Origin of the sequence: Brasilonema octagenarum UFV-OR1 (genome assembly GCF_963888615.1) — a bacterium.
Classification (GTDB): domain Bacteria; phylum Cyanobacteriota; class Cyanobacteriia; order Cyanobacteriales; family Nostocaceae; genus Brasilonema; species Brasilonema sennae.
The window spans coordinates 1-21,859 of the sequence record NZ_CAWPKW010000219.1 but is presented as its reverse complement, the minus strand read 5'-3'; the positions used below and the strand labels follow the sequence as shown (position 1 = coordinate 21,859).

Genomic DNA, 21,859 nt, shown 5'->3' with positions numbered 1-21,859 from the left:
GCTTCGATTTTTATATATAAAGTAATACATGAATTTTGTAGAACAAGCGTACTTGTAGACCAGATTTTGAATTTTGAATTCCTCATAAACTGTCGCGCTTTTAATCTGCATATTTTTAACTTTGAACAAAAACGTCAAACCCTATCCCTCACTCCCTCACTCCCTCCGTCACTCTCTGGTTCCCTCACTCCCTCACTCCCCTTTGCGCTAAATTGTCAAATGCAACTACCTTTAGCACAGAGGAAGAAATCATGAAAGCAGTTTTAATGACAGCAGCTGGCGATCCCGAAGTTCTGCAACTGCAGGATATACAAAACCCTGGCGTTCGTTTAGGAGAAACTGAACTTCTGGTAGACTTACGAGCAGCAGGCATTAACCCTATTGACACCAAACTTCGTAAACGTGGCACTTTCTATCCCGATAAAATGCCCGCTATTTTAGGATGTGATGGTGCAGGTGTTGTCGAGGCTGTGGGTGCTGGCGTTCAGAAGTTTCGCGTCGGCGATGAAGTCTATTTCTGTAATGGTGGCTTGGGCGCACACCAAGGCAATTATGCTGAGTATACAACTATTGATGAGCGATTTGTTGCTCGTAAACCCGCTTCTGTATCCTTTGCAGAAGCAGCAGCAGCACCGTTAGTGTTAATCACCGCCTGGGAAGCTTTATACGAACGGGGACGCTTGGAACCTGGAGAACGAGTACTGATTCATGCTGGTGCTGGCGGAGTCGGGCATGTAGCCATTCAACTGGCAAAGCTCAAAGGTGCTGATGTTTGCACGACTGTAAGTACTCAGGAGAAAGCAGATTTTGTTCACAAGCTGGGTGCAGACCATGTTATTTTTTACAAACAGAGAGACTTTGTGCAAGCCGCACTCGATTGGACAAACGGGGAAGGTGTAGACTTAGCTTTTGACACTGTAGGTGGAGAGACTTTTCATAAAACTTTTCCAGCAGTACGAGTTTATGGTGACATAGTCACAATACTAGAACCAGATGCCAATACCGTTTGGAAATCTGCCAGACAACGTAATCTTCGTATTGGTTTAGAATTCATGCTGATACCAATGTTGCAAGGAATTGTAGAGGCGCAGCAACATCAAGCAGAAATTTTAGAACAGTGTGCGAAATGGATTGATGCAGGCAAATTGCAAATCCAAGTTAGTCATACTTTTTCGCTAGAAGAAGCAGCAAAAGCTCACCATTTGCTCGAAACGGGGTCTGTAACAGGTAAAATTATCTTACTAGTAGAAGATAAATGATACGAACATTCTTTTGAGAAATTTTTATTTCCTTGTTCTCTGGTTCTACCAGGGAATTAAAACTCGGAGGTTTTACCTCCAGTTTTATATTATGACGAGGCGGAGCCTCTTTGAATGCATTACCAGGCAAGAGCCTGGTAACGAGGTTATTTGGGTAGATTGGATCAAAACGGCTGGCTGGTTGATCAGTCTATGTGCGCTGTTGTTGTTTTTACAACCTTCACCCGCATGGGGTACACCTGCACGAATAGAACGTACTCCTTTAACTCCAGAATTATTACAAGAACGGCTGCATACACCCATTCTTCGTGAAGGTAGTGTTGTGGTAGATTTACGGGAAATGGTGATAGATTTAGGACCAGAAAATGCCAGCTTTCGAGATAATTTTTATCAAATTTTGCGAAAGGAATTGCAAAAAGCAGGCTCAAAACCTTTGGGTTTAGACTTAAGTCGTTCTCTGATTCAGGGAGATTTTATTGGTAGTAATTTGAGTTTGAGAACGCCTTTGTATACTCAAGCGGTCGCCCCCATTTTGATCTCAACCGAACAAGAACAATTAGAACGTCTACGCGAAATTTGTTTGCAGTCACTTGCCTTGGCTTTTCCTAGTTCTAAAGATTGTAAGTCGCTTTTAGCAACTCAGTTACCTTTATCAAGTGAAATCAGTGTTTTTCGTGGTTCGCTGACACTGCTGGAAACTCGCTTCGACGGAATTGTACAGTTTGCGAATACATTTTTCCTTCAGCCTGTGGATGCTCAAGGTGCTATTTTTAATCAGCAGGTAAATTGGACTGAAACAAGATTCAGCCGTCCAGCTAGCTTTGGCAGTGCAATTTTTAAGAAAGAAAGCCAGTTTCAAAATAGTATATTTTTTGAGAAAGCTAATTTTAAGCAAGCGCAATTTCAGCAAAGTACGAATTTCCAAGACAGCACTTTTGAGGATATAGCCAATTTTACTCAGGCATATTTTAAGCAATTGGCTAAATTTAGTCGTGTACAATGGCAAGGAAATGCTGATTTTTCTAATGCACATTTTGCGATCAAGCACAGTTTACAAAAGCTATGTTCAGACAGTTTCTCTTTTTTGTAGAAGCAACATTTGAGCAAGCTGTCACTTTTGTAAATACACAATTTAACAAATATGTCAATCTGCAAGGTGCTAATATTATCAACTCTGCAGATTTTAGTGATGCTGGATTTGCAAAAAGTGCTTATGTGAATGTCTCCAGTCTCATTTTTAACTCTAACCAAGCAAAGATTTTAGGCAATCCAGGTCAAATTGGTAAAAAGCTTGTGGTATCTGGATTACAAGGAAATCAAAGCGTCTTGCGGAATTTAGGAGAAAATTTCCGTCAGTTACAGCAAATCAGTGATGCTAATGAGTTTGAGTATAAAAAGCAGCGTTTGCAATTAGAAGATTTAAGCCGTCGTCTGATAGGTACGAATATAAACACTGCTTCCCAAGAACGTTTGATGAATCTGGGTTTTTCAAAAACTCAAGCAACAGCGCTCGCCACCCAACGTTTTCAACAACTATTTCATCACAAAACTGAGTTACTCACTTTGGCTGATATGGATTATGACACATACACGCGAGTCAGTTCACTGTTAATAGTTGATGAACCCCTTTCACCATTTAACTGGTTGCTGCAAGCACGGAATTGGTTAATGTTGAGTTTACTGCTGCTGCTTTCTGGGTATGGTACAGATTTTTGGTTGGTGATTGGTGTGGGGTTAATTGCGATCGCCTACTTTGGATTCCTATTTTGGCTTCTTGATCGTTTCCGTCGCCTGCTTCCAGCACCAATTCTTCCCACAAGTTACGATACTTTTTGGATGCTAAGTAGTTTCAGTCTTCTTTCACTCTTTGGTATCCTAGCTATCTTTTGGAGTGGAGAACAGCCTTGCCTCACACTAGGGTGTGTTTTCGTTATTATTGTCCCCTTACCAATAACTTTATTCTTCCGACTTTACCAACAAGGACGCTACCATAACTTAATGGACGTTTCCTACTTCAAAGAAGATGGAACTTTGCGACAGTTACGATTACTGATTGGACGTTTGCCAGTCATACCTAGGTATGAAATGTTTCGTGAGCGATATTTGCCTTTGTTGTGCGATCGCCGCTGGAATTGGCTTAACTATTACGACTTTAGCCTTAACAACTTACTGAAATTAGGCTTTAATGATATTCGTTTGCGAGATGAACACCTTCCAGGCATCATCACCACACTTGCCTGGTATCAGTGGATTTTGGGTATACTCTACATCACGCTACTTTTGTGGACTCTGTCTCGGACAATTCCGGGATTGAATTTGTTGATTTATCTCAAGTAACGTTTTTCAGCGATTACCAATTTTCCATTTCTGTGACTCTACAGTGTTCACTGCTTCTGGTTTAGTAGTGCCTTCTTGCGTGTTACACATCCAACAAGGATAGTAGATCATAATAAAATAACTCTAGATTCAAGCCAGAGCAAAGCGAGGAGTTATCAAGTAGAACGTTTTATATTTCATTAAGTGAACTTACTTATATTATAGTCATTTGTTCATAGTTAATAAGCACCTGTCTTTGAAATCACAACTTTGATAGTTTTCAATAAAATTATCAAATCTAGCCAAACAGACCAATTCTCAATATAGACAATATCTAATTTTACTGCATCTTCAAAGTTATCAATATTAGAACGACCAGAGACCTGCCACAATCCCGTAATACCAGGCAGAACTTCTTGTCGGAGTAGGTGAGACGTTTGGAACTTTTCTACGTCCCTAATGGGCAGAGGGCGGGGACCTACAAGACTCATCTGCCCAAGTACAACATTAAAAAGTTGCGGTAATTCGTCTAAACTGTAGCGGCGGAGGAATTTACCAACTCGTGTGACGCGAGGGTCTTCTTTCATTTTAAATAGAACCCCATCTTTGATTTCATTCTTCGCTTCTAGGTCTTTTTGCATTTTTTCCGCATTGCTAACCATTGTACGGAACTTCCAAATCTTGAACTTCTTAGAATGCAGACCAATACGCTCTTGCCTGAAAAAGACCGCACCCGGAGAATCTAACTTGATGAGCAAGGCAATCACCAGATAGACAGGTAAAATAATGATTAACAAAATAGTGCAGCAACATAGGTCAAAACTTCGTTTTACCCAAAAACTACTACCTACAATAATTGGTATTGGAATTGTCAGACAGGGAATTTTAGCAATCCCAATGATCCATGACATGGTTTTAGGATAACGAACTATACTCTCGGTTGGGAGTATTCTTAGGATAATGCCGGCTGTCTGAAAACGCCAGCAAACATATAGACGATTTTTAACTGCCTTCCAAGAAACAAAAGCCTCTACTATCCCTTGATTGCGAAGAGATTCTAATGTTACTTCTCTGTTAGCTTTATCAAGACAGGTAGAGTCAGCAATCCCCTGTACTATGTAGCAATTTTCTTGTTCTATTAACTTAATGTAATCCTCTTGAGCTTCTGTTTCAGCAATTAAAAAAACGGGATAGCGAATTGCTCCTTTCTGACGCATCAATTTAGTTATCACATCAAAAATAGTCCGCCCAATACAAATAAGGGCTATGGAAGATAACCAAAATAGTATAAAAGTTGAGCGCGAGACATAGCTATCTGGTTCGTAAAGAAAAGCAATTAGTAAGAGGAAAACTTCTGACAGCGAAACGGCTTTGATTAGACCAAAATAGTTACGACGATGAATACCAGCTTTATATAAACCCTGTACTCCAATGACGCCTATCTCAATTGTGATAATTAGTAGTAGAAAAGATGTTTTTTGTGTCCAAGGGGAGTCTAATGAAGTTCCATAAAAGACTGCAAACTTCCATGCTAAGCTGAGAAAAATAATATCTAGTAATACAAGTGTTACTATTCGTAGTAATCTTATAGCTATTCCTCTCTGTATTCTTACGTCTCCTGACCTTAAGTCTCGTTGAAAAGTCACTCCAGGTGAAATATTTCTATGAGACATAATTCTCATTTCCTTTGTATGTATAGATCTGGGGTAATTTGAGATTCAACAGATTAGTCAAACATCGTAGCTTGACGAAGCGATTGGGATTGCTGTAAGTTGCTCCTAAAATCTTCATAAGATAGAATTATTGCAAGCTAGCTTGAAAGTTGAATAAACGCAGGAGCATTTCCCTCTTGCACCAAGAGAAAAAAATAGAATAATTTTGTGTGAAAAAATCAACGTTTTGGAGCGTGGTCAAACGCTCTTGCCATAGCATTCCATGCTAATTTGGGTTTGAAGTTTGAGTCTAGTGGCAAGGTACGCACTGGCAGACCATCTGAGCGAGGCTCATACGTTGCTAACCAGGTGTAGCGATCGCTTCTTTGACATTTAAAGCACCAATTAAACCTGTGCTGGTTTTATCTATATCCTTGAAAGTTCTATCTTGCTTGATCGTAAGAAGCCCACATTTCTCGCAAGAATAGTCTGGCTACAAACCAAGGCTCTAGTAAATACCGCCGCCAGAGTCTTTTTGGCTCACTTAACAAGCGATAAGACCACTCCAAGCCTAACTTTCCCATCCAGCGAGGTGGAGTTGGAACCACTCCAGCTACATAGTCCATGCAAGCACCACTAGTCAAAATGGCATTGGCATGGATATGCTCTAGGTTGTTTAAAATCCAGTACTCTTGGCGTGGCATGCCCATTCCCACCATCAACACATGGGGTTGATAAGCTTTTATGGCTGCCAAGGTAGCAAGGTTGTCTTGGCTATCTTTTCGCATATCAATATAGCCGTGGGCTGTTGCAATCTGCAAAGAAGCAAACTTCTCGCGCAAAATCCTCGCTCCTCGTTCCGCAACTCCTGGCTTTGAACCAAGGTAGAACACCCGCCAACCCTTTTGAGCAGCCTCTGACATTAGAGACCATACCCAGTCAGCATAGGTGACTCTTTGCTCTCGCTTTAATGCAAAACCAAGCAATCTCCCAAGAAGGATTAAAGGCATACCGTCAATATGCGCATAGTCTGCCAAGGCATAGAAGGAGCGCATTTTAGGATCATGATGGTAGATATGAAGGCTATGTAAGTTGTGATTGGCAATTATCCACTTTTGATTTCGCTTAATGGATTCTGCAATTAACAAGTTGAGTTCAGAGATGGAGAGTGCATCGACTTGAACACCAAGAAGTTTTAATGGTGTTTGCTTCATAAAGGCTGCTCCTAAGTTGTTATTTAGTAACCACAAAATAAATTCACCCTAAAAGACAGAAGCTACGATCAAAACTTCGCTTTCAGGGCTAGCAAGCGTGACTATGTAATGAATTGGCTGGTTCTAGCTAATGCTTTACTGTTTTCATCAAAACTTCAGCAACTATCTGCGCTTTTGCACTCCAAGAGTATTTGTCTTGAATCAATGTATAAGCTGCTTCTGTAAGTGGCTGATATTTCTTCTGGTTTAAGGCGGCATCAAGCACTACATTTGCAAATTCTTCAACCGAGAATCCTGCTATTAAGAGATGTTGTTGATGATGAAATTCCTCTAAACCTCTCAAGCCTTCAGGTGTTGATACTACCAACTTCCTACTGGCGAAATAATCTAGTGCCTTATTACGAGCTCCACCTGCAACCGCCTGTTTTGGGAATGGAAGAAGACCTATGTCTGCATGCCTCAGATAAGCAACAAAATCTTTTCTTTCTGGCACAAAACCAACAAAAGTTATGTTCGATGGTAGTGTCTCCTGGATGTCGTTAGCATCACGACCAATAACGAAAAAATGTACTTTTTCCTGGTGAGATTCAAGGTACTTAGCTACTTCAATAGCCATAGATACAGACATGTCGTTAGTGGGAAACTGAAATGTTTTAGGAGCCACAACAACAGCGATCTTGGCAGGTCGTAGTGCCTTGTAAAGGTCTATACCTAGAGGTAACTGAGCATTCAGAAAGTCTTCAGCAACTCCATTACCTACGCAGTAAATATTGTGTGGCTTCTTGCCGTACCACTGCGATATGAGTTGGGGAGTTAATTCACCGGCAGCAATAATTGGATTACCAGAGAATGTCAGCACTCCCTGAGCAATGTATGTCTTAATAAATTGCAGAAATTCCTTGAACGGATTTGCGACAGACGACAAGCGACTCCAGTATTCAAAGGCAGAAAAAGTGTGAAAATCTAATACAAGAGAGCATTTTTTCTGTTTTATGAGTGGGAGTGCAATTAGAGCAGCTAATCCAGGTAGCGTTTCTTGAGCGTATACGATATCGGGACAGAACTCCTCTATACACTTTTGAACAGCCTGAATATATGAACGTAAACTTCTTGAGCCAAGAGATACAGAAGGTGCATAGTTAACTGCTGAACAATCCAAACCTAACTGACAAACATCAAAATATTTGACCAGATATTTTCCAAGATAAAACGGTCTAGTAAACGCACCGAATGGTTGAGTTGAATCAAGAGTAGAGACGAGAAGTAAGCGTTTACCCATAACATATTTGTGGATAGATTTGCAAAACTAGCTAATGAAAACTGAAATTTTTTAAACTTCTTCCCACGGTAGTTCACCTATATATGGAAAGTTATATTGATTGAGCGATTTTGAACAATCGTCATACAATGAGAGACAGCTATCAACACTTACTTCTGGCAAAATATCTATACCCACATCATTCCTGATGAAGAAAGCATTGAACTGTCTTGTATTTGAACCAACTAATCTATAACCTAATTTATTACCTAAATTAACAAATGCTCTCAACGATGCTCCACAGTAGTATGCACCGTTAATCACTTTAGCTCTAAAGTTTGAGTCATAGGGGACAGTAACAGATTTTTCTGCTCCCCAATAAGTGTTGTATTCAAGGACAACAACTCTGGGTTTAATACAATTAAGTGACTTCCATAACCAGTAGTCTATTCCGTCTAAATCCAGTGATAAAAGATCTATTTCACCTTCAAACCCGTGATTAACTATAAGTTCATTGACATTTTCAGCCGTTATCCAGGCTTGTACCAGTTGAGGAGGATTGTTACTTGTAGTTTTTATGAAGTTATATATTTTCCTACCGATTTTTAGCTGTGCTGCATCTCCATCAAATAACAGCCCTTTCCAACCATGATTAATGATGAGATTTGCTGCATTACACTCAACACCATCTCCACAACAAACTTCTACTACTTTTTTATTTGTCGTGCCAATAATAGAAAATATATACAGCAAAAAACCATCTTCATCAGTTTGTGAATAGGTATGAAAGCCTACTTCATGAAATTTTGGCAGAGCCTTTGCATCTGCCAGTTGTCGATACTGATTCATTAAAATAAGTTGGTCAATCTGTCGCGTATTGATTAGCTTTACGCTATTCAATACGCGATAAAATCTTTCCTTTGCAACAGCTTTTATTAATCTTTCTGTTTGTTTGAGCATTTGCTATCTTTCGCAGTTTTTACTGTACCTAAATCACTGTTCTTATGCTGTCAAATAAGCTAATAAGGCATTAAGGTGAGCTACATTTTTAAGTTTTCTCAGCAAAAGTGGGAGAGGCTGCTAAATTTTTGTAACCTATTACTGCACGTATATAAGGTAAGAACCAATAAGCGAGCCAGAATCGACCAGAGTGCCGACTACAAAATACAGTCCAAGGTTTGAATGGAAATGCTTTAACCTGAACTACCTTTTTCAAACGTTCTAACAGAGGCAAATCGGTATCTGCCCAGCTATTGCGGACTGAGTTCTTGGTACAGGTACCGACATAACCAGGTGCAACCCATATAGAACAGTCTAGTTTGCGTGCTCTTAGACCATAATCAAGATCCCCAAAGCTATGAATAAATGCAGCGTCTAAGTTTCCTACTTTTCTGGCTACAAACTGTGAAATCAACACACAATTACCGTACATAGTGTCGCATTCTTGGAGAAGCTCAGAGGGTTCTAAAAACTCAAACTTATTAGAGTACCAACGCTTTGACCTTACTGCGCCGCCGTACGTAGGTTTTCCTGTTAGTGGGTCTTTTGTTGAACCTACTACTATGGAGTTAGAATGACCATGCTCGGATAAACCTTTATAGATAGCTAAGAGATGCTCAAGGGTCCCTGGTTCAAGAATTGTGTCATCATTTAACCAAAGATAATACTCATAATCCCTTTGCATAGCTTCAGCGAATGCGAGTCTCATTCCTCCAACCCAAAACAAATTTCCATTACCCTTAAGAATGTGAACTTGTGGATAGGAAGCCTTAATCACATCTGAAGTGCCGTCAGAACTACCATCATCAGTTAAGTAAACATCAAAAGGCTTTATCTGTTGATACAATGCACGCAGACAGGCGAGAGTTATATCGCGCCTGTTATAACAGGTCATAATGACTGCTAATGGCTGCTTCATAAGTTATTAGTTCTCCCTTTACATCAAACCCCAACATACTCCGAATTTAAATTCAACTAATATTTCATTCATCTGCTGTTAGCTAGTTACTTTGGAAGCATCCCAAATGTTTAAGTCATATCAAACTCAGATGATTAATTGTCCGCAGCGAGCGTAACGGAGTGTAGACGCGTTAGCTCCGCGCCCCCTTAGGGGCGTGGCGTCAGCCATAGGGTAGCGAAGCAATTCCAAAAGTTTGCGATTGCTTCACTCCGCTTCGCAATGACAAACATATTTTTGCAAAATTGGGATGCTCCCGTTACTTTAGAGTTGAGCTACGCGTTCTATCCAATCACTTAAGTGAATATTCATCTTAAAAAAATGCAGGTTTTTTTCGATTTTTCTGAGTTGCAATATATATCGATGTAAAACTGGTTTAAATGGCATATTGTGTCTCATAACTCCTTCGCAGAGCCATTGATATTTTTCTGATTTTGTCTCAAGATTTTTTAAATTTAATAACTGTTTTTTCCAGTCATGATAATAAAACATATTAAAATAATGAATCGACACCATTTCATCAAAACTGTTTATTTGTGCTTGTTTAGATAAACGGTTATGTAATGGCAACGGGTAATTATAAGAAAAAGGTAAGTTAAATACGTTCTCTTCCAAGGAACATAAAGTAGCAGACAAGACTGATTGCTCAACATAATAATTTCCCTGAGTAGGGCTAAGCTTTAGGTACATTACTTTCTCAAAATTTTCCTTCCAAGCGCTAAAGATACCAGCACTTCTTCTCACAGCTACCAATCCAGCATTCCAGTATCCTCTAATTCTTTTGTTGCCAATAGGTGTGTTGACAAATATCTCACGCTTAACACCAACCACCTCATACAGTTTCTTCCAATATTCATCTTGAGGATCTTGACTCCCAGTAGAGCCAATACCTCTACCATACTCAGGACGTATAGCAACATTACAACCAGGTGGAAGTAAAAACTCTTTAGGCTCAGAGAAAAAGCATTTGTCACTATCTAGAAAGACAAGAATTTCTGCATCTATGGTTTTTTCTGCATAAGCGCAAACCAAAGGCTTATTTGCCAAATAATAGTCATGGAAATCTGTATTTATGGGAAGTTGTTGATGAATAACTTCCAAAGCTTCAAATGCTTTCCTAGTTTGGATAGAGATCGGTTCACCTATTCTGGGATGGAAACTGTATATAGGTGTATCTTTTAAGTTGCCGCAGTATTTACGAATACTTTCTGCTAAAAGTAGAGATTGACCTTCCAAACGACCAGGCTCTGTGCAAATTAAAAAAGCTATGCGTGTTGACATCTTTTATTTTTCCTGAATTATCGATTAGCTTATCCTGAATGAGCATATAATTTTTGGAAGTTGCGTTTTCTTCTCATTCTCTCAAATTCAATAGCAATTGATAGAGACGTTGAGATATAAATGCAACAATATGAACTACCTGCTGACATAATAAAGTTAGTATCCGCCATACTGGCTATACTAATAAAGATAAGTAATTGAATCTGCCAAATAAATTGTATTTCTTGAGTTGAACGTAACAGAATAAGTGCTTTTATCAATACAATTACTAAACTAATTGCATACAGGAACAAACCTATGAAGCCTAAATTCAAAAACAATTCTAAATAACTGTTATGAGAGTTAAAGCCTGTTTCACGTAACCCAGACCATGTATTAATCATGATGTAGATACCAGCATCTGAACTCCAGAAAGCGTTATACCCGTAGCCTAGGAAAGGTCGTTCCATTCCCTTCTCAATAGCCAATGTCCATATTGGTGTACGTCCGTTCAATTCAAGACTTTTTCCAAGAATATCAACTAAGATAGTTTCCAAATTACCTAAAATAAATAAAGCTGTACCTCCCACCAAAACGCATACTATGCCCAGAAAAATCACCCGCAGTTTATAGTGCTGTTTAACAAGCTGATAAAGAGGGATTAGTGACAGTAACAGTAATATGTTGACTAAACTACCGGAACTATGAGCCAGTATAATCAGGCTAATAGCAAGACCAAATCCGATCCAAGCAAACCAGTTTTGGCTTCGCTCTTTGAAAGCAGTCAGCAAAAAAAGGATGGCTGCTAGACTCATTGTGTAACCTAAAAAGTTTTTGTAAGGAAAAATACCTGTCCATCCTTCTTTATCTATTCCGTAACTTGGTATAGCTAAGGCAACTACTAAACTTAAAATTGCTGCTATGCCAAACACCCAAGCCAAAATTTTCATCTGCTCCTCAATACTATAGCGAGTAGCAAAGTATGCCCCAAACATCAACATACGCAACAAACCGCCAATACCTTTTAAGGTCATGTTCTGATCGCCAGACCATAAAACAGAAGCTAGAGCAGTTCCAATAAAGAGCAACAGAGGTATATCTCTAGTAGCAACATAGGGTAAACGCTTCCATCGTAAAATAACCAAAATAGCAATAATTGGATAGCTTAAAGCATTAAGCAATGTCGTGAAAAGTGATGGTAGCTTGACACCCATAAAATACAGAAGCCAGATAACGGAAACTCCAAATTCTAAGTTCCTCATCCAGCGATTCATCAATTGATTGTTCATTTGCATTTATTAGTAATTAAGATGATAAAAAATTACTAATATTCAGTGTTTTGATACCTCAGATTCCATCACAAGAGTTTTAAAAAGAGATAAGTAGCGACGTGCTTGGATTTCCAAGGTAAATTCTTGTTCTGCTTTCTCACGGGCGCGGTAAGAAAGTTTCTGATGCCGCTCTGTGTTCTCTAGCACCCAAGCAATTCCACCAGCCAAATCTTCTATTTTGTAAGGTTGAGCTAAGTAGCCATTTTTCTGGTGTTCAATCATATCTGGCATACCGCCAATGTGAAAAGCAACGCACGGTGTGCCACAAGCGATCGCCTCCAACACAGTATTTGGCAAATTATCCTGATCTGACGGTGCAATGAAAACATCTGCGGCTGAATATGCTAATGCTAAAGACAAATCATCCCCTAACATACCCAAATAATGAGACTTAAAACCGAAGTTAGTGGAACTTTCTGCCTTGGAAGAACCAAAAACAACCAATTCCAGTCTATCTTTCCACCCAGATTCATTCAATTCATTAAGTGCTGATTGCAATAGGTGAAATCCCTTTCTTTTATCGCTGGTTGCTTGTAGTGCCCCAAAAAGAAGAAGCTGTTTATCTTGAGGCAAATTGAGTAGCGATCGAGCAACCTGTTTGTTGATTGGTCTATACTTTTGAGTATCAAGACCATAGGGAATAACCTCAACTCGCCTTTCTTTCAATAGAGAGCTTACTTTGACACATTGAGCAAGCCAAGAGCTAGGAGTGACAACTGTTAGATTTAAGTTTTTCCATGCCTTAGCTTTGCGCTGCCATACCCAATGGGATAAATCCCAATTTTTACTACTACCAAGTTGAGGACAAGCACCACAAGACGCTGTGTAGCGATCGCAGTCTTGATTGTAGTGGCATCCTCCAGTAAATGCCCACATATCGTGAAATGTCCAGACTATAGGTTTATTAAATTTAGCGATTGTTTCAATCTGTAGGTAACCAGCACTCACCCAATGTAAGTTAATGATATCTGGAGCAAGTCGAGCAATTTTAGAGTGGATTGTGTCTGGAAGCCATTGAGGTGAAAAAGTAGTACTGACGCGATTGTCGTAAAACTTTAAAGGTAGTTGATCTAAAATCAATCTCAAGCCAGTGACAACTTGTCCGATTCCAGATACAGATCGTGAGCCAATGACTGCTTGATCGTCACTGTTTTTGACTTGCACTAGCATCTGAGAGTTAAAATTAATATCCTGAAGACCTTGATGCAGTCGATAAGTAGCACGAGCAGCTCCACCAGAAATATCAGAATTGCTGAGTATCAAAGCCTTCATGGTTTAATAACTTCCATAAATGGGGAATTAGGTTTACGAACTTTTCCCTTGTTACTTGATTGCTAATTACTAAACTAAAGAATTACTTCATCATCTTGTTTATAATTTTTCTACTTTTGTTAAAAGCACGCCAAAGTATATTTGGCTGATACTGATAATGAGTCTTTTGGGTAAAATCATCTGCTTGAGGATGGCGAATTAGAAATGGTGGATGCTGTAAGGGAAAACACATTTCTTGTGTAGGGATATTAGAGAGAGGGCTGGTGCTATCTTTTGTATTAGTCGCTTCTGAACCAAAACCAAGATTGGTAACTAAATTAACATCTGGAACGATAGAAAAACCATTATTAACCCAACAAGTCAATATCCACTGGTAATCCCAAGTACTAATTTTTTCCTTATAGGTTTCTTGAAACTTTTTGAACCAAAATTTCACAGTTTTAGGTTCTCGTAATATAAATTTAAGCCATTCATCATCCCGAATTTTTGGCCAAAACTTCATTTCAATATCATAATGCTGCCAAGCTCGTCTCCATGACGCCCAGCCCCAAGTATTGGGGTAGCGGGAAAAGTAATAGCTATACTCTGTACGTTTACGCCCAAACTGGAAGTTGTTTCCAGAAATGAGCATTACCCGTTCGTCATCGCGATAATAATCTAGCAACTCTTCACAATATCTAAAAAAAGTAGGATGTGGCAAAGTATCATCTTCGAGAATAATTGCTTCTTCAACAGTCTCAAAAACCCAATCAAATCCGCTAGCTTCACGCTTCTTCATCCCCATATTTACGTCGGAATAGTTTTTCAAAACTTCACAGTCCCAATCAACGCGATCAATAATTGCTCGGGTGGCAGCGCACTTGTCTGCTTCACCAGGTCGATCTGTGCGAGGTCCATCTGCAATCACCAAAAGCTTAGGAGGTTTTGCTTGGCGAATTGCTTCAAATACTCTCTCCGTAGATTCAGTCCGCTTGAAAATGAGAAAAGCAACGGGCGTTTTTAGTTGAAAATTATGCATTAGTTTCACTTTATTTCAAAGAGCTTTACAGAAAAACTTCCCCAAAATTGGTACACATATATAGGGATCCAGAAACGGTTACATCCTATTTCTTTATTAGTGTACTTAAAATTATACAAATAATCATATTAATAAAGTTGATATGATTATTTGTATAATTTCAGATATATAATCTACAATAGCTTTTTATCTCGCATTTCACTTAATAGAATATTTTCTATAACCAGGAAATTATGAATAATAGAAAAAGCGAAATTTTAGTTACGTGTTTGGGTCAACGTATGAATCAATTGAGATTTTAATAATTTCAGGATTGCTCTTACAACTGTTTCAAATGATTTATGACACTTAAGGACTTCATGAAACAGTTCAAATCCAGCACCTATATCTCCTTTGGATAACATTTGGCTTGTTTTTTCAATAGACCATAGTGCATAATTTTTTCTGGCTTTATTCAATAGTTTGGCAGCAGTAGACTGAGGAAGATAATTGGGCAAGTAAGATTGGATAATTTCACTAGCCATCCGCATATCCTGCATAATTTGCTGAATCCGCTTTGGAGTTAACGACTCTAAAGGCTTGAAGCGATATAGCGCTAATGGTTCAGGCTCATATGCTACTGGATAGTGAGCAGCAATGCGAACCCACATTTCCCAATCCTCACCACAGCAAACGATTCGACGGTCAAAACCTCCTAGATGTTCATAAACACTACGACGAACTACTATTGATGGTGTAGCAATGCGTTGTTCTATAGCAATTTGCTCCAACCAATTACTTAAAACACCACTTTCAGGTTTTTCTAAGCGAGAAATAGTATGCCAATGTCCATCTGCATCTATGTAAATATGTCGGCAAAAGGCAGCACCTATCTCTGGATTGTGCTCAAAGACTTGTTGCATTTTCCGATAAAAACCATCCTGTACACAATCATCACCATGTAGCTGGTGAATCAATTGACCACGTGCTCTTTGCAAGCAAGTCTCGAAATTTCTAATAAAACCTACATTCTGCGGCTGTTGATAGAAACCTACTCGTCCACGACCTACTTCTTCAACAACTGCTTTTGGATCATCTTTGGTTGAATGATCGTCAATCACCTCGATTTGCATAATGTCAGGACCAGGGTCTTGGTCTAACACACTTTTTAGTGTTTGGCGCAGATAGTTGGCACTATTGTAATTGGGAATCATTACAGACCATAAAGGTCGCGGTGTTCCATTTAGTATTGATGAAATAGTTGCACGATTTTGATATTGATCATTCATATTATTTTAACTCCAGATTAAATTTTATAGTAATCTTTTTGTTATAATCCTTTGCGTAAAAAAAGGTAGTTGATTAACGCATTATGAAAAGAGATTTCATTTGATACTGAAAGATTTTGTGAGTGCTAGGATGAATAGCATTGCTTAAAAATGAGGCATAGGCGTAAGAAATTACGGTTGCAATTGCTGCACCAACTCCAGCGTAGGAAGGAATAAGGAATAAATTCAACAGCACATTGATAATTGCTCCCATAAAAGTTATGTACATAGAAAGGTGAGCCAAACTCTCAGCATTAAACCAAGGTGATGTGGCAACCCCCATAAAGACGAACAATGCAGCCCAGATATGAATTGCCAAAATAGGTCCTGCTCCTGCATAAGCATTACCAAACAGCATAGAAGTTATTGTTCCTGACAAGAATGTCATCGGTAAGGCAATTGCTAGAGAAAGCAACACTAGTAGACGAAGTAATTGCCCTATGCGCCGATAGTACAAATCTTCATTTGTTTGCCTTGCTGTATAAATTGAGGGAGAGACTGAAGAAGTAATCGCTGTCGGAATAAAATACCAAACCTCAGAAATACGAGTGGCAGCTGAATAAATACCTACAGCATTATCCCCAAGCATTTGACCTAGCATAATTAAATCAATTTTCATGTAAATGAGAATGGCTAAACCGGAAAAAAGGTGAGGTAAACTTTCCTTGAGGAGAGCTTTAGCAAGAGGAAAACTCCAACGCCACACCCACAGTGAGTGACCCTTGACTTTGTAAGTGATCGCTAAACCCACAGCACCTAATCCAATCTCTGCCAAACTCGCCCAGGCGAAAGCAATCAATGATGCCTGCATCTTGAGTAAAGCAATTTTGATAAGAGTAATGATTACAAAAGCTGTATTTTTAGCAACTACTGTATACTTTGATTGCACTTGAGACTGAAACCAAAGGTCAATTGTGTCCAAAGCCTGAAAAATTCCTGCGGTTGCCAAAATCGCTACTAACCAGACAGTCGAGTTTTCATCCTGACGTATCAAACAGATGAAACCAACTGATAACAATACAGAGCCGACTCCACCAAGTAGTTTCAGCCAGAAAGTTGTCCCTAAAATTTGCTTCTTGTGCGATGAGTCTCTCACAAGATCGCGAACTACCACGTTGTCTAACCCTAAGGTGGCAAATGGACTGAACAGGGAGACAAAGGCAATTGCATAGTTTAAAAGACCATACTGCTGCACTCCTAAATAGCGTGCAATCCAGACTCCAACCAGAAGACCTACACCCATGCGAAGAATGCGGTCAGCAAATAGCCAACCTGTATTTGCAATAATCGCGCGTAGCCCAGAGTTAGATTTGAGAAGTGATAACTTCTGAATTTTGAACTTAGGTAGCATCAAATTTGTTGTAGTTTGTCAAAATCGTTGCTTTTTGAGCGTAAATACACAGCTAGCCTGTGCATTAGACATCCTCCTTTCGTATAAACCCTGATGTATTTATTTCTGTGAGTACAGAATTTCCAGGTGCAAAACCTGCCTCAGTCGAATCTTTCGTGTAATAGAAATAGCTGTCAGGTTCACGTTTCACATTCACCCCGTTAATCACCATGCCCAAAACATTTTGAGCGGACTGATTCAAAAACTCTTTAGCCGCATTGGCACTGACATAGTCACTTACCCCAGGACGAACTACTAATAAGATGCCGTCAGATAGCTTGCTTAAAACAGCAGCATCCGCTGTTCCTGCTAAGGTTGGGGTATCGAAAATGACGAAGTCGTATTCTTCTGCAAAAGAGGCGACTAATGCAGCCATCCGCTTGGAATCTAGCAGCGCTACTGGGTTAGGAGGCAAAACTCCAGAGGGAAGAACGTAGAGGTTGGGCATAACTTCCTGCACAGCTCTATCTATGGGAAGTTGCTCAACAATGATATTCGACAAACCCACTGCATTCGTCATCTCCCAGACATGATGCTGAACTGGATGACGCATATCCGCATCCACCAGCAGAACCCGACGCCCCACTTGAGCCATTGCCACAGCTAAATTTGCAGCCACCTCAGACTTTCCCTCTTTGGAGGCGGAACTCGTAACCACAATCGCTTTTGGCTTTTTATCCGAACTCAAGAACTTCAAGTTCGCTTGCAACATTTGGTACGCATCACCCACAGGAAAGTGAGGAATGTCCCTACCAATCACTTTGGGAAGAGAATTACTCTTTTTGCCACTCCTACTTACTGAAGGAATAACACCCAGCAAGGTGTATTGGAATAATTCCCTCGCTTCTTTAACCGTCTTAACTGAGCGGTCGATTACATCTAAACTGAAGGCAGCAATTACACCAAGCAAGATACCAGCAACTGCTCCACCGCCGATAATCAGTTTTTTTTGAGAACCAGATGGTAGATCGGGTACCAAAGCAGCGGAGATGACACGAGCATTTCCAATATTTTGATTCTCTGCAACCCGGACTTCTTGCAGTCTCGTCAAAAGAGTTTCGTAAGTTGTTTGAGCTGCTTTGAGCCTCCGCTCAAGCTGTCGCTGTGTCTGTTCTAGCTGAGGCAAAATGTTTGCTCGTTCTTTGTAGGCAGATCTCTCATTAGAAAGTGTAGTAATTTGTCTTTCTAAACCGACGCGCTTTGCCTCAGAGCGAGCAAAATCTTCAATTAGCTTTTGTCGCAGTTCTCCAATCTGTAAATTACTTATACTAACTTGCTGTTTACTGCCAACAACCTGCTCTGTCCGCTGTTGTAGCAAGCTCTTAAGAGCAGCAATTTTTTCTGACAAATTAATAATAGTAGGGTGTTCTGGCTGTAAACGGGTTTGCTCAACCGCAAGTTGGCTTTGAGCTTCCTGAAGCTGCTCCAGTAGTTTTTGAGTTCCTGGTATTTGACTCAACTGTGCAACGTTTACAGCTTGCTGGGAATTAATTTTCGCCTGATTCTGTAACTTTTGCGATTGAGCAGTAACATCAACTAGTTGAGCTTGGGCTTGAGAAATTTCCTCTTCTAACTTGGAAATCCTATTGACTGATGCAGTGGCTTCTTCTTGCAGAACGATTACTTTATTTTTCTCTTTGAATCTACGCAAAGCTGTCTCTGCTCTTCTTACGGCGTCTTCAGTATCGGGAAGCTGCTGCCTAATAAACTTGCCAGCTGAGGCAGTCTCAGCCCGATTCGCCTCTATATTATTCCTGATATAAATCTCGATAACTTTGTTGACGACTTCTGCAGCTAGGTTAGGATTTTTATCTGTATAGGAAATTTGCAGGATATCGGTTCCTTTTACACTTTCTGTCTTAAGTCTTTTAGTAAAATCTCGGATTTTAAGCTGTTTGCCTTTGTCATCTTTGAGAGCAAGTGAATGAATTGTTTCCTCAATAACTGGAACAGATGCAACTATTTTTGCCTGAGTATCTAACGGATTGTTTGTCAAACCCAAAGATTCAAGCCGTCCTATAGCTCCTATAGCTTCCCCCAACCCTGTTAGTGAGGAAGTTTGATTCGTCTTAATCAGAAGATTTGCCTCTGCCTTATATGTAGGTTTCAAGGAGAGTGCATTCAACGATGCAAGGGTAACAACTGCTCCAAAAACTCCTGCCCCTGGTATCCAGCGTCGTTGCAGAACCTGCAAATATTTGTGAAAATCAATTTCTTCAAATTTTGATAGATCATTCATATTGGCAGATATTAATCCTAGTGATACATTCAATTGCGATCGCCCGTATACGCCCAACCAAGCTGAGTCCTGCGGACACGCTCTTGCAACGCTTGGTTCCCTGAACGAAGTTCAGGGGAGGCACTTTGTGCCTCGGGCGTAGGGCGCGCGGCTTGGGCGATCGCAACTGGCTCAACCTCGAAATCAGAAATCCTTGCTGTTATATCCAGCTTTCCGTGCGTGTCGGCGGGTAAACTCACTAACCGAAGGATTTCCTTCGAGATGCATGACACCCACTGCTTGTCGCCAAAGTTCTGGCAATGCTACTGATACGTGATAGATACAACCCTGCTTTTTGAGGTGATACCACTTTGGTTTATTACACTGCTCACACCAGAATGCTTCTAACCATTCACATTCTAGGGAAATTGCAGTCTTTTTCGCCATTAACATTAAGGCTTTTTGTCTGCTAATTCCCCGTTGCTGTAGTTGTTCAGCCCGATCACTAAACAATGGATACTTTTGACTTATGCTGTTGAGATGGCATTGATGAGTTGGACAATAAATAGCCCGTTGCTTTGAACGTTTGCGATTTCGCTCACACCTTTTGTGCAATTCGATCACCCTTAAATGTTTCTAATTTCAGTGACACTATCTCCGCAATTCGACCTTCTTATCAGTGGACGCACGACAAAAAAGGTTACGTTGGAGGGACTGAGATCGCAAAGACCATCGAAGCCCAACTCCGCGCATGAATAATGCGCTGTTGAATTACAATGACTCCTGATATGACAAGCCTAGGAATCATGTCTTCATTTTTTCTTTTTATATAAAAGTGTTGAGACAATTGTTTCTAGTGAATTGATTAAACAGCATCTATGATCTATTTATCATGCTCGTTTGCACTGACTAATAAGAGTAGTCTGTAGGTAGACGTAAATGTAAAAAACCCTGGGTAGATAGACGTGAAGATAAAAACCCTAGTATTAAATCAATTACACAAGAAACAAAGCGACTTAACTAAAAAATCAACAGAGTCTAAGGTAGAGCAAGACCCATAAGTTTACTTCTAAGAGACAGAATAACTTTGTGTCTCTAAGTAGTCATATAATTACCATTGTAAATTGACCTCTTGAAGCATTTAAGCTTCCCAGAAAAGAGAATCATTTACTTGTTGACTGCTTGTAACCCTGGTTGAAAGTGCTGTTGTTAATTACAGCCATATGTTTAACTTACAACACTTTACTGTGTTATCAACACCACTTTAAGAAAAAATCAAATTTAATAACCGTGTTATTTACGTAGAATTTGACTCAGATGTATGCTAAACAGGCATTTGCTGTATTACGTCCTCAGTGATTTGACTGAATTTTATGTCAAAGAACTGTAAAGAACAATAAAAAAAAGGTTTTTACTGAATAGCAACAGTCAACTATCCCGCACCCTTGAGGAGTCGGATAGTTCTCCTGTAGGTTATGCTTCAAAAAAATTTTACAATTGCTTTATTTCTGAACCTTTGGATGCCTTCCTCTGGAAGCTTCAAAGGAGCTATTTTGCCCCAAAGCTTTTAGGGGCAGTTTGTTCTGGGAAGAACACAGTCACGCAAAACAACCGATGCTCCTAGTTCTTAGCTCCACAAGGGGCGATGTTGCAAAGCGTAACGTACGCGAATCGCCTTCTCAGGAAACCTTCGCTTCCAAAGACTTCAGCAACTCAGTATTTACACCAGACTCACGAGTTAAAGCAATTTTGCCGGTGCGAGCGATTTCTTTTAAGCCAAATTTTTGCAGCACTTGTACAATCGCCACCATTTTACCTGGATCTCCCACAACTTCGAGGGTAACAGAATCTTCTGCCACGTCCACGACTCTCGCCCGGAAAATTTGAGACAGTGCGACAATTTCTGAACGCGTGCTGCTGGTTGCATTCACTTTAAGCAACATCAATTCTCGTTCCACGCAAGGAACTTCCGTAACGTTCTGCACTTTCAAAACGTTGATCAGCTTATATAGTTGCTTGATGAGTTGTTCAATCACACGGTCATCACCAGGGACTACCATTGTAATCCGAGAAATACCTGATTTCTCAGCAGGACCAACGGCAAGGCTTTCTATGTTAAAGCCGCGACGGGCAAATAAGCTAGAAATACGGGAAAGAACTCCCGCTTCATCTTCGACAAGTACTGATAAGGTATGTTTCATCGTCGCCAACACAGGCTAGAGAAAGTAAGTTATAAATAACAGAGATATTCAGTGTGTAGTCGAGCTACATGCACTGTTGCATTCATACCTGTTACCCTCCGGGTATCTCCTGCGGAGACGCTACGCGAACGTAGTCGCCTAGGTCGGGAGAACGCCAGGTGCTACAACGGGGCGGCACGTTATGTTCCCCCGCTTCCCCCCAAAAG

At 40.0% G+C, this 21,859-nt stretch carries 15 protein-coding genes and 2 pseudogenes; 2 read left to right on the top strand and 15 right to left on the bottom strand.

All coding sequences use genetic code 11. The features are described from left to right. Nucleotides 1-251 precede the first annotated feature (251 nt). A complete protein-coding gene (locus AC5590_RS16665) occupies nucleotides 252-1,259 on the top strand; it encodes a zinc-dependent alcohol dehydrogenase family protein (RefSeq protein ID WP_169264658.1) in 1,008 nt (335 codons plus the stop codon). Nucleotides 1,260-1,599: 340 nt separating this feature from the next. Beyond that, nucleotides 1,600-3,596 (top strand): annotated as a pseudogene (locus tag AC5590_RS16660) (pentapeptide repeat-containing protein). 218 nt (nucleotides 3,597-3,814) lie between these two features. On the opposite strand, the gene AC5590_RS16655 reads toward AC5590_RS16660, so the two are convergent. The 15 genes and pseudogenes from AC5590_RS16655 to ilvN all read right to left on the bottom strand — a co-directional run bounded on the left by AC5590_RS16655 (nucleotide 3,815) and on the right by ilvN (nucleotide 21,653). Continuing rightward, nucleotides 3,815-5,248, bottom strand: coding sequence for a sugar transferase (locus AC5590_RS16655; protein WP_169264657.1), 1,434 nt, complete (start codon nucleotides 5,246-5,248; stop codon nucleotides 3,815-3,817). A 218-nt stretch (nucleotides 5,249-5,466) separates the two neighbouring features. Then, nucleotides 5,467-5,610 (bottom strand): annotated as a pseudogene (locus AC5590_RS16650) (endo-1,4-beta-xylanase); the annotation flags it as partial. Between the two features lie 60 nt (nucleotides 5,611-5,670). Then, complete coding sequence (locus tag AC5590_RS16645) at nucleotides 5,671-6,441, bottom strand: WecB/TagA/CpsF family glycosyltransferase (RefSeq protein WP_169264656.1); 771 nt, start codon at nucleotides 6,439-6,441, stop codon at nucleotides 5,671-5,673. Nucleotides 6,442-6,568: 127 nt separating this feature from the next. Next, on the bottom strand, nucleotides 6,569-7,720 hold the full coding sequence (locus AC5590_RS16640; RefSeq protein WP_169264655.1) for a glycosyltransferase family 4 protein: 1,152 nt from the start codon (nucleotides 7,718-7,720) through the stop codon (nucleotides 6,569-6,571). 51 nt (nucleotides 7,721-7,771) lie between these two features. Then, on the bottom strand, nucleotides 7,772-8,659 hold the full coding sequence (locus AC5590_RS16635) for a hypothetical protein (RefSeq protein ID WP_169264654.1): 888 nt from the start codon (nucleotides 8,657-8,659) through the stop codon (nucleotides 7,772-7,774). Between the two features lie 88 nt (nucleotides 8,660-8,747). Further along, the gene (locus tag AC5590_RS16630) at nucleotides 8,748-9,617 is read right to left on the bottom strand and encodes a glycosyltransferase family 2 protein (protein WP_169264653.1); all 870 of its coding nucleotides are present in this window, start codon (nucleotides 9,615-9,617) and stop codon (nucleotides 8,748-8,750) included. 303 nt (nucleotides 9,618-9,920) lie between these two features. After that, nucleotides 9,921-10,937 carry a GT-B fold glycosyltransferase domain-containing protein gene (locus AC5590_RS16625; RefSeq protein WP_169264652.1) on the bottom strand — a complete coding sequence of 339 codons (1,017 nt, stop codon included), beginning with the start codon at nucleotides 10,935-10,937 and terminating at the stop codon, nucleotides 9,921-9,923. A 29-nt stretch (nucleotides 10,938-10,966) separates the two neighbouring features. After that, nucleotides 10,967-12,205 (bottom strand): O-antigen ligase family protein, encoded by a 1,239-nt coding sequence (locus tag AC5590_RS16620; protein WP_169264651.1) that lies wholly within the window; start codon nucleotides 12,203-12,205, stop codon nucleotides 10,967-10,969. 42 nt (nucleotides 12,206-12,247) lie between these two features. Then, nucleotides 12,248-13,519 carry a glycosyltransferase family 4 protein gene (locus tag AC5590_RS16615; RefSeq protein WP_169264650.1) on the bottom strand — a complete coding sequence of 424 codons (1,272 nt, stop codon included), beginning with the start codon at nucleotides 13,517-13,519 and terminating at the stop codon, nucleotides 12,248-12,250. A gap of 82 nt (nucleotides 13,520-13,601) precedes the next feature. Further along, nucleotides 13,602-14,537, bottom strand: a complete 936-nt coding sequence (locus tag AC5590_RS16610; RefSeq protein WP_169264649.1) for a glycosyltransferase family protein — start codon at nucleotides 14,535-14,537, stop codon at nucleotides 13,602-13,604. Nucleotides 14,538-14,794: 257 nt separating this feature from the next. Next, nucleotides 14,795-15,805 (bottom strand): glycosyltransferase family 2 protein, encoded by a 1,011-nt coding sequence (locus AC5590_RS16605; RefSeq protein ID WP_169264648.1) that lies wholly within the window; start codon nucleotides 15,803-15,805, stop codon nucleotides 14,795-14,797. A gap of 73 nt (nucleotides 15,806-15,878) precedes the next feature. Then, nucleotides 15,879-17,195, bottom strand: a complete 1,317-nt coding sequence (locus AC5590_RS16600; RefSeq protein ID WP_169264647.1) for a flippase — start codon at nucleotides 17,193-17,195, stop codon at nucleotides 15,879-15,881. A 64-nt stretch (nucleotides 17,196-17,259) separates the two neighbouring features. Further along, a complete protein-coding gene (locus AC5590_RS16595; RefSeq protein WP_169264646.1) occupies nucleotides 17,260-19,473 on the bottom strand; it encodes a GumC family protein in 2,214 nt (737 codons plus the stop codon). 183 nt (nucleotides 19,474-19,656) lie between these two features. Next, nucleotides 19,657-20,067, bottom strand: a complete 411-nt coding sequence (locus AC5590_RS16590) for a hypothetical protein (protein WP_169264645.1) — start codon at nucleotides 20,065-20,067, stop codon at nucleotides 19,657-19,659. Between the two features lie 1,064 nt (nucleotides 20,068-21,131). Beyond that, nucleotides 21,132-21,653, bottom strand: a complete 522-nt coding sequence (gene ilvN, locus AC5590_RS16585; RefSeq protein ID WP_169264644.1) for an acetolactate synthase small subunit — start codon at nucleotides 21,651-21,653, stop codon at nucleotides 21,132-21,134. Nucleotides 21,654-21,859 lie beyond the last annotated feature (206 nt).

Coding starts and splice junctions, on each gene's coding strand:
- AC5590_RS16665 (WP_169264658.1), top strand. CDS start 252: ATGAAAGCAGTTTTAATGACAGCAGCTGGCGATCCCGAAGTTCTGCAA.
- AC5590_RS16655 (WP_169264657.1), bottom strand. CDS start 5,248: ATGTCTCATAGAAATATTTCACCTGGAGTGACTTTTCAACGAGACTTA.
- AC5590_RS16645 (WP_169264656.1), bottom strand. CDS start 6,441: ATGAAGCAAACACCATTAAAACTTCTTGGTGTTCAAGTCGATGCACTC.
- AC5590_RS16640 (WP_169264655.1), bottom strand. CDS start 7,720: ATGGGTAAACGCTTACTTCTCGTCTCTACTCTTGATTCAACTCAACCA.
- AC5590_RS16635 (WP_169264654.1), bottom strand. CDS start 8,659: ATGCTCAAACAAACAGAAAGATTAATAAAAGCTGTTGCAAAGGAAAGA.
- AC5590_RS16630 (WP_169264653.1), bottom strand. CDS start 9,617: ATGAAGCAGCCATTAGCAGTCATTATGACCTGTTATAACAGGCGCGAT.
- AC5590_RS16625 (WP_169264652.1), bottom strand. CDS start 10,937: ATGTCAACACGCATAGCTTTTTTAATTTGCACAGAGCCTGGTCGTTTG.
- AC5590_RS16620 (WP_169264651.1), bottom strand. CDS start 12,205: ATGAACAATCAATTGATGAATCGCTGGATGAGGAACTTAGAATTTGGA.
- AC5590_RS16615 (WP_169264650.1), bottom strand. CDS start 13,519: ATGAAGGCTTTGATACTCAGCAATTCTGATATTTCTGGTGGAGCTGCT.
- AC5590_RS16610 (WP_169264649.1), bottom strand. CDS start 14,537: ATGCATAATTTTCAACTAAAAACGCCCGTTGCTTTTCTCATTTTCAAG.
- AC5590_RS16605 (WP_169264648.1), bottom strand. CDS start 15,805: ATGAATGATCAATATCAAAATCGTGCAACTATTTCATCAATACTAAAT.
- AC5590_RS16600 (WP_169264647.1), bottom strand. CDS start 17,195: ATGCTACCTAAGTTCAAAATTCAGAAGTTATCACTTCTCAAATCTAAC.
- AC5590_RS16595 (WP_169264646.1), bottom strand. CDS start 19,473: ATGAATGATCTATCAAAATTTGAAGAAATTGATTTTCACAAATATTTG.
- ilvN (WP_169264644.1), bottom strand. CDS start 21,653: ATGAAACATACCTTATCAGTACTTGTCGAAGATGAAGCGGGAGTTCTT.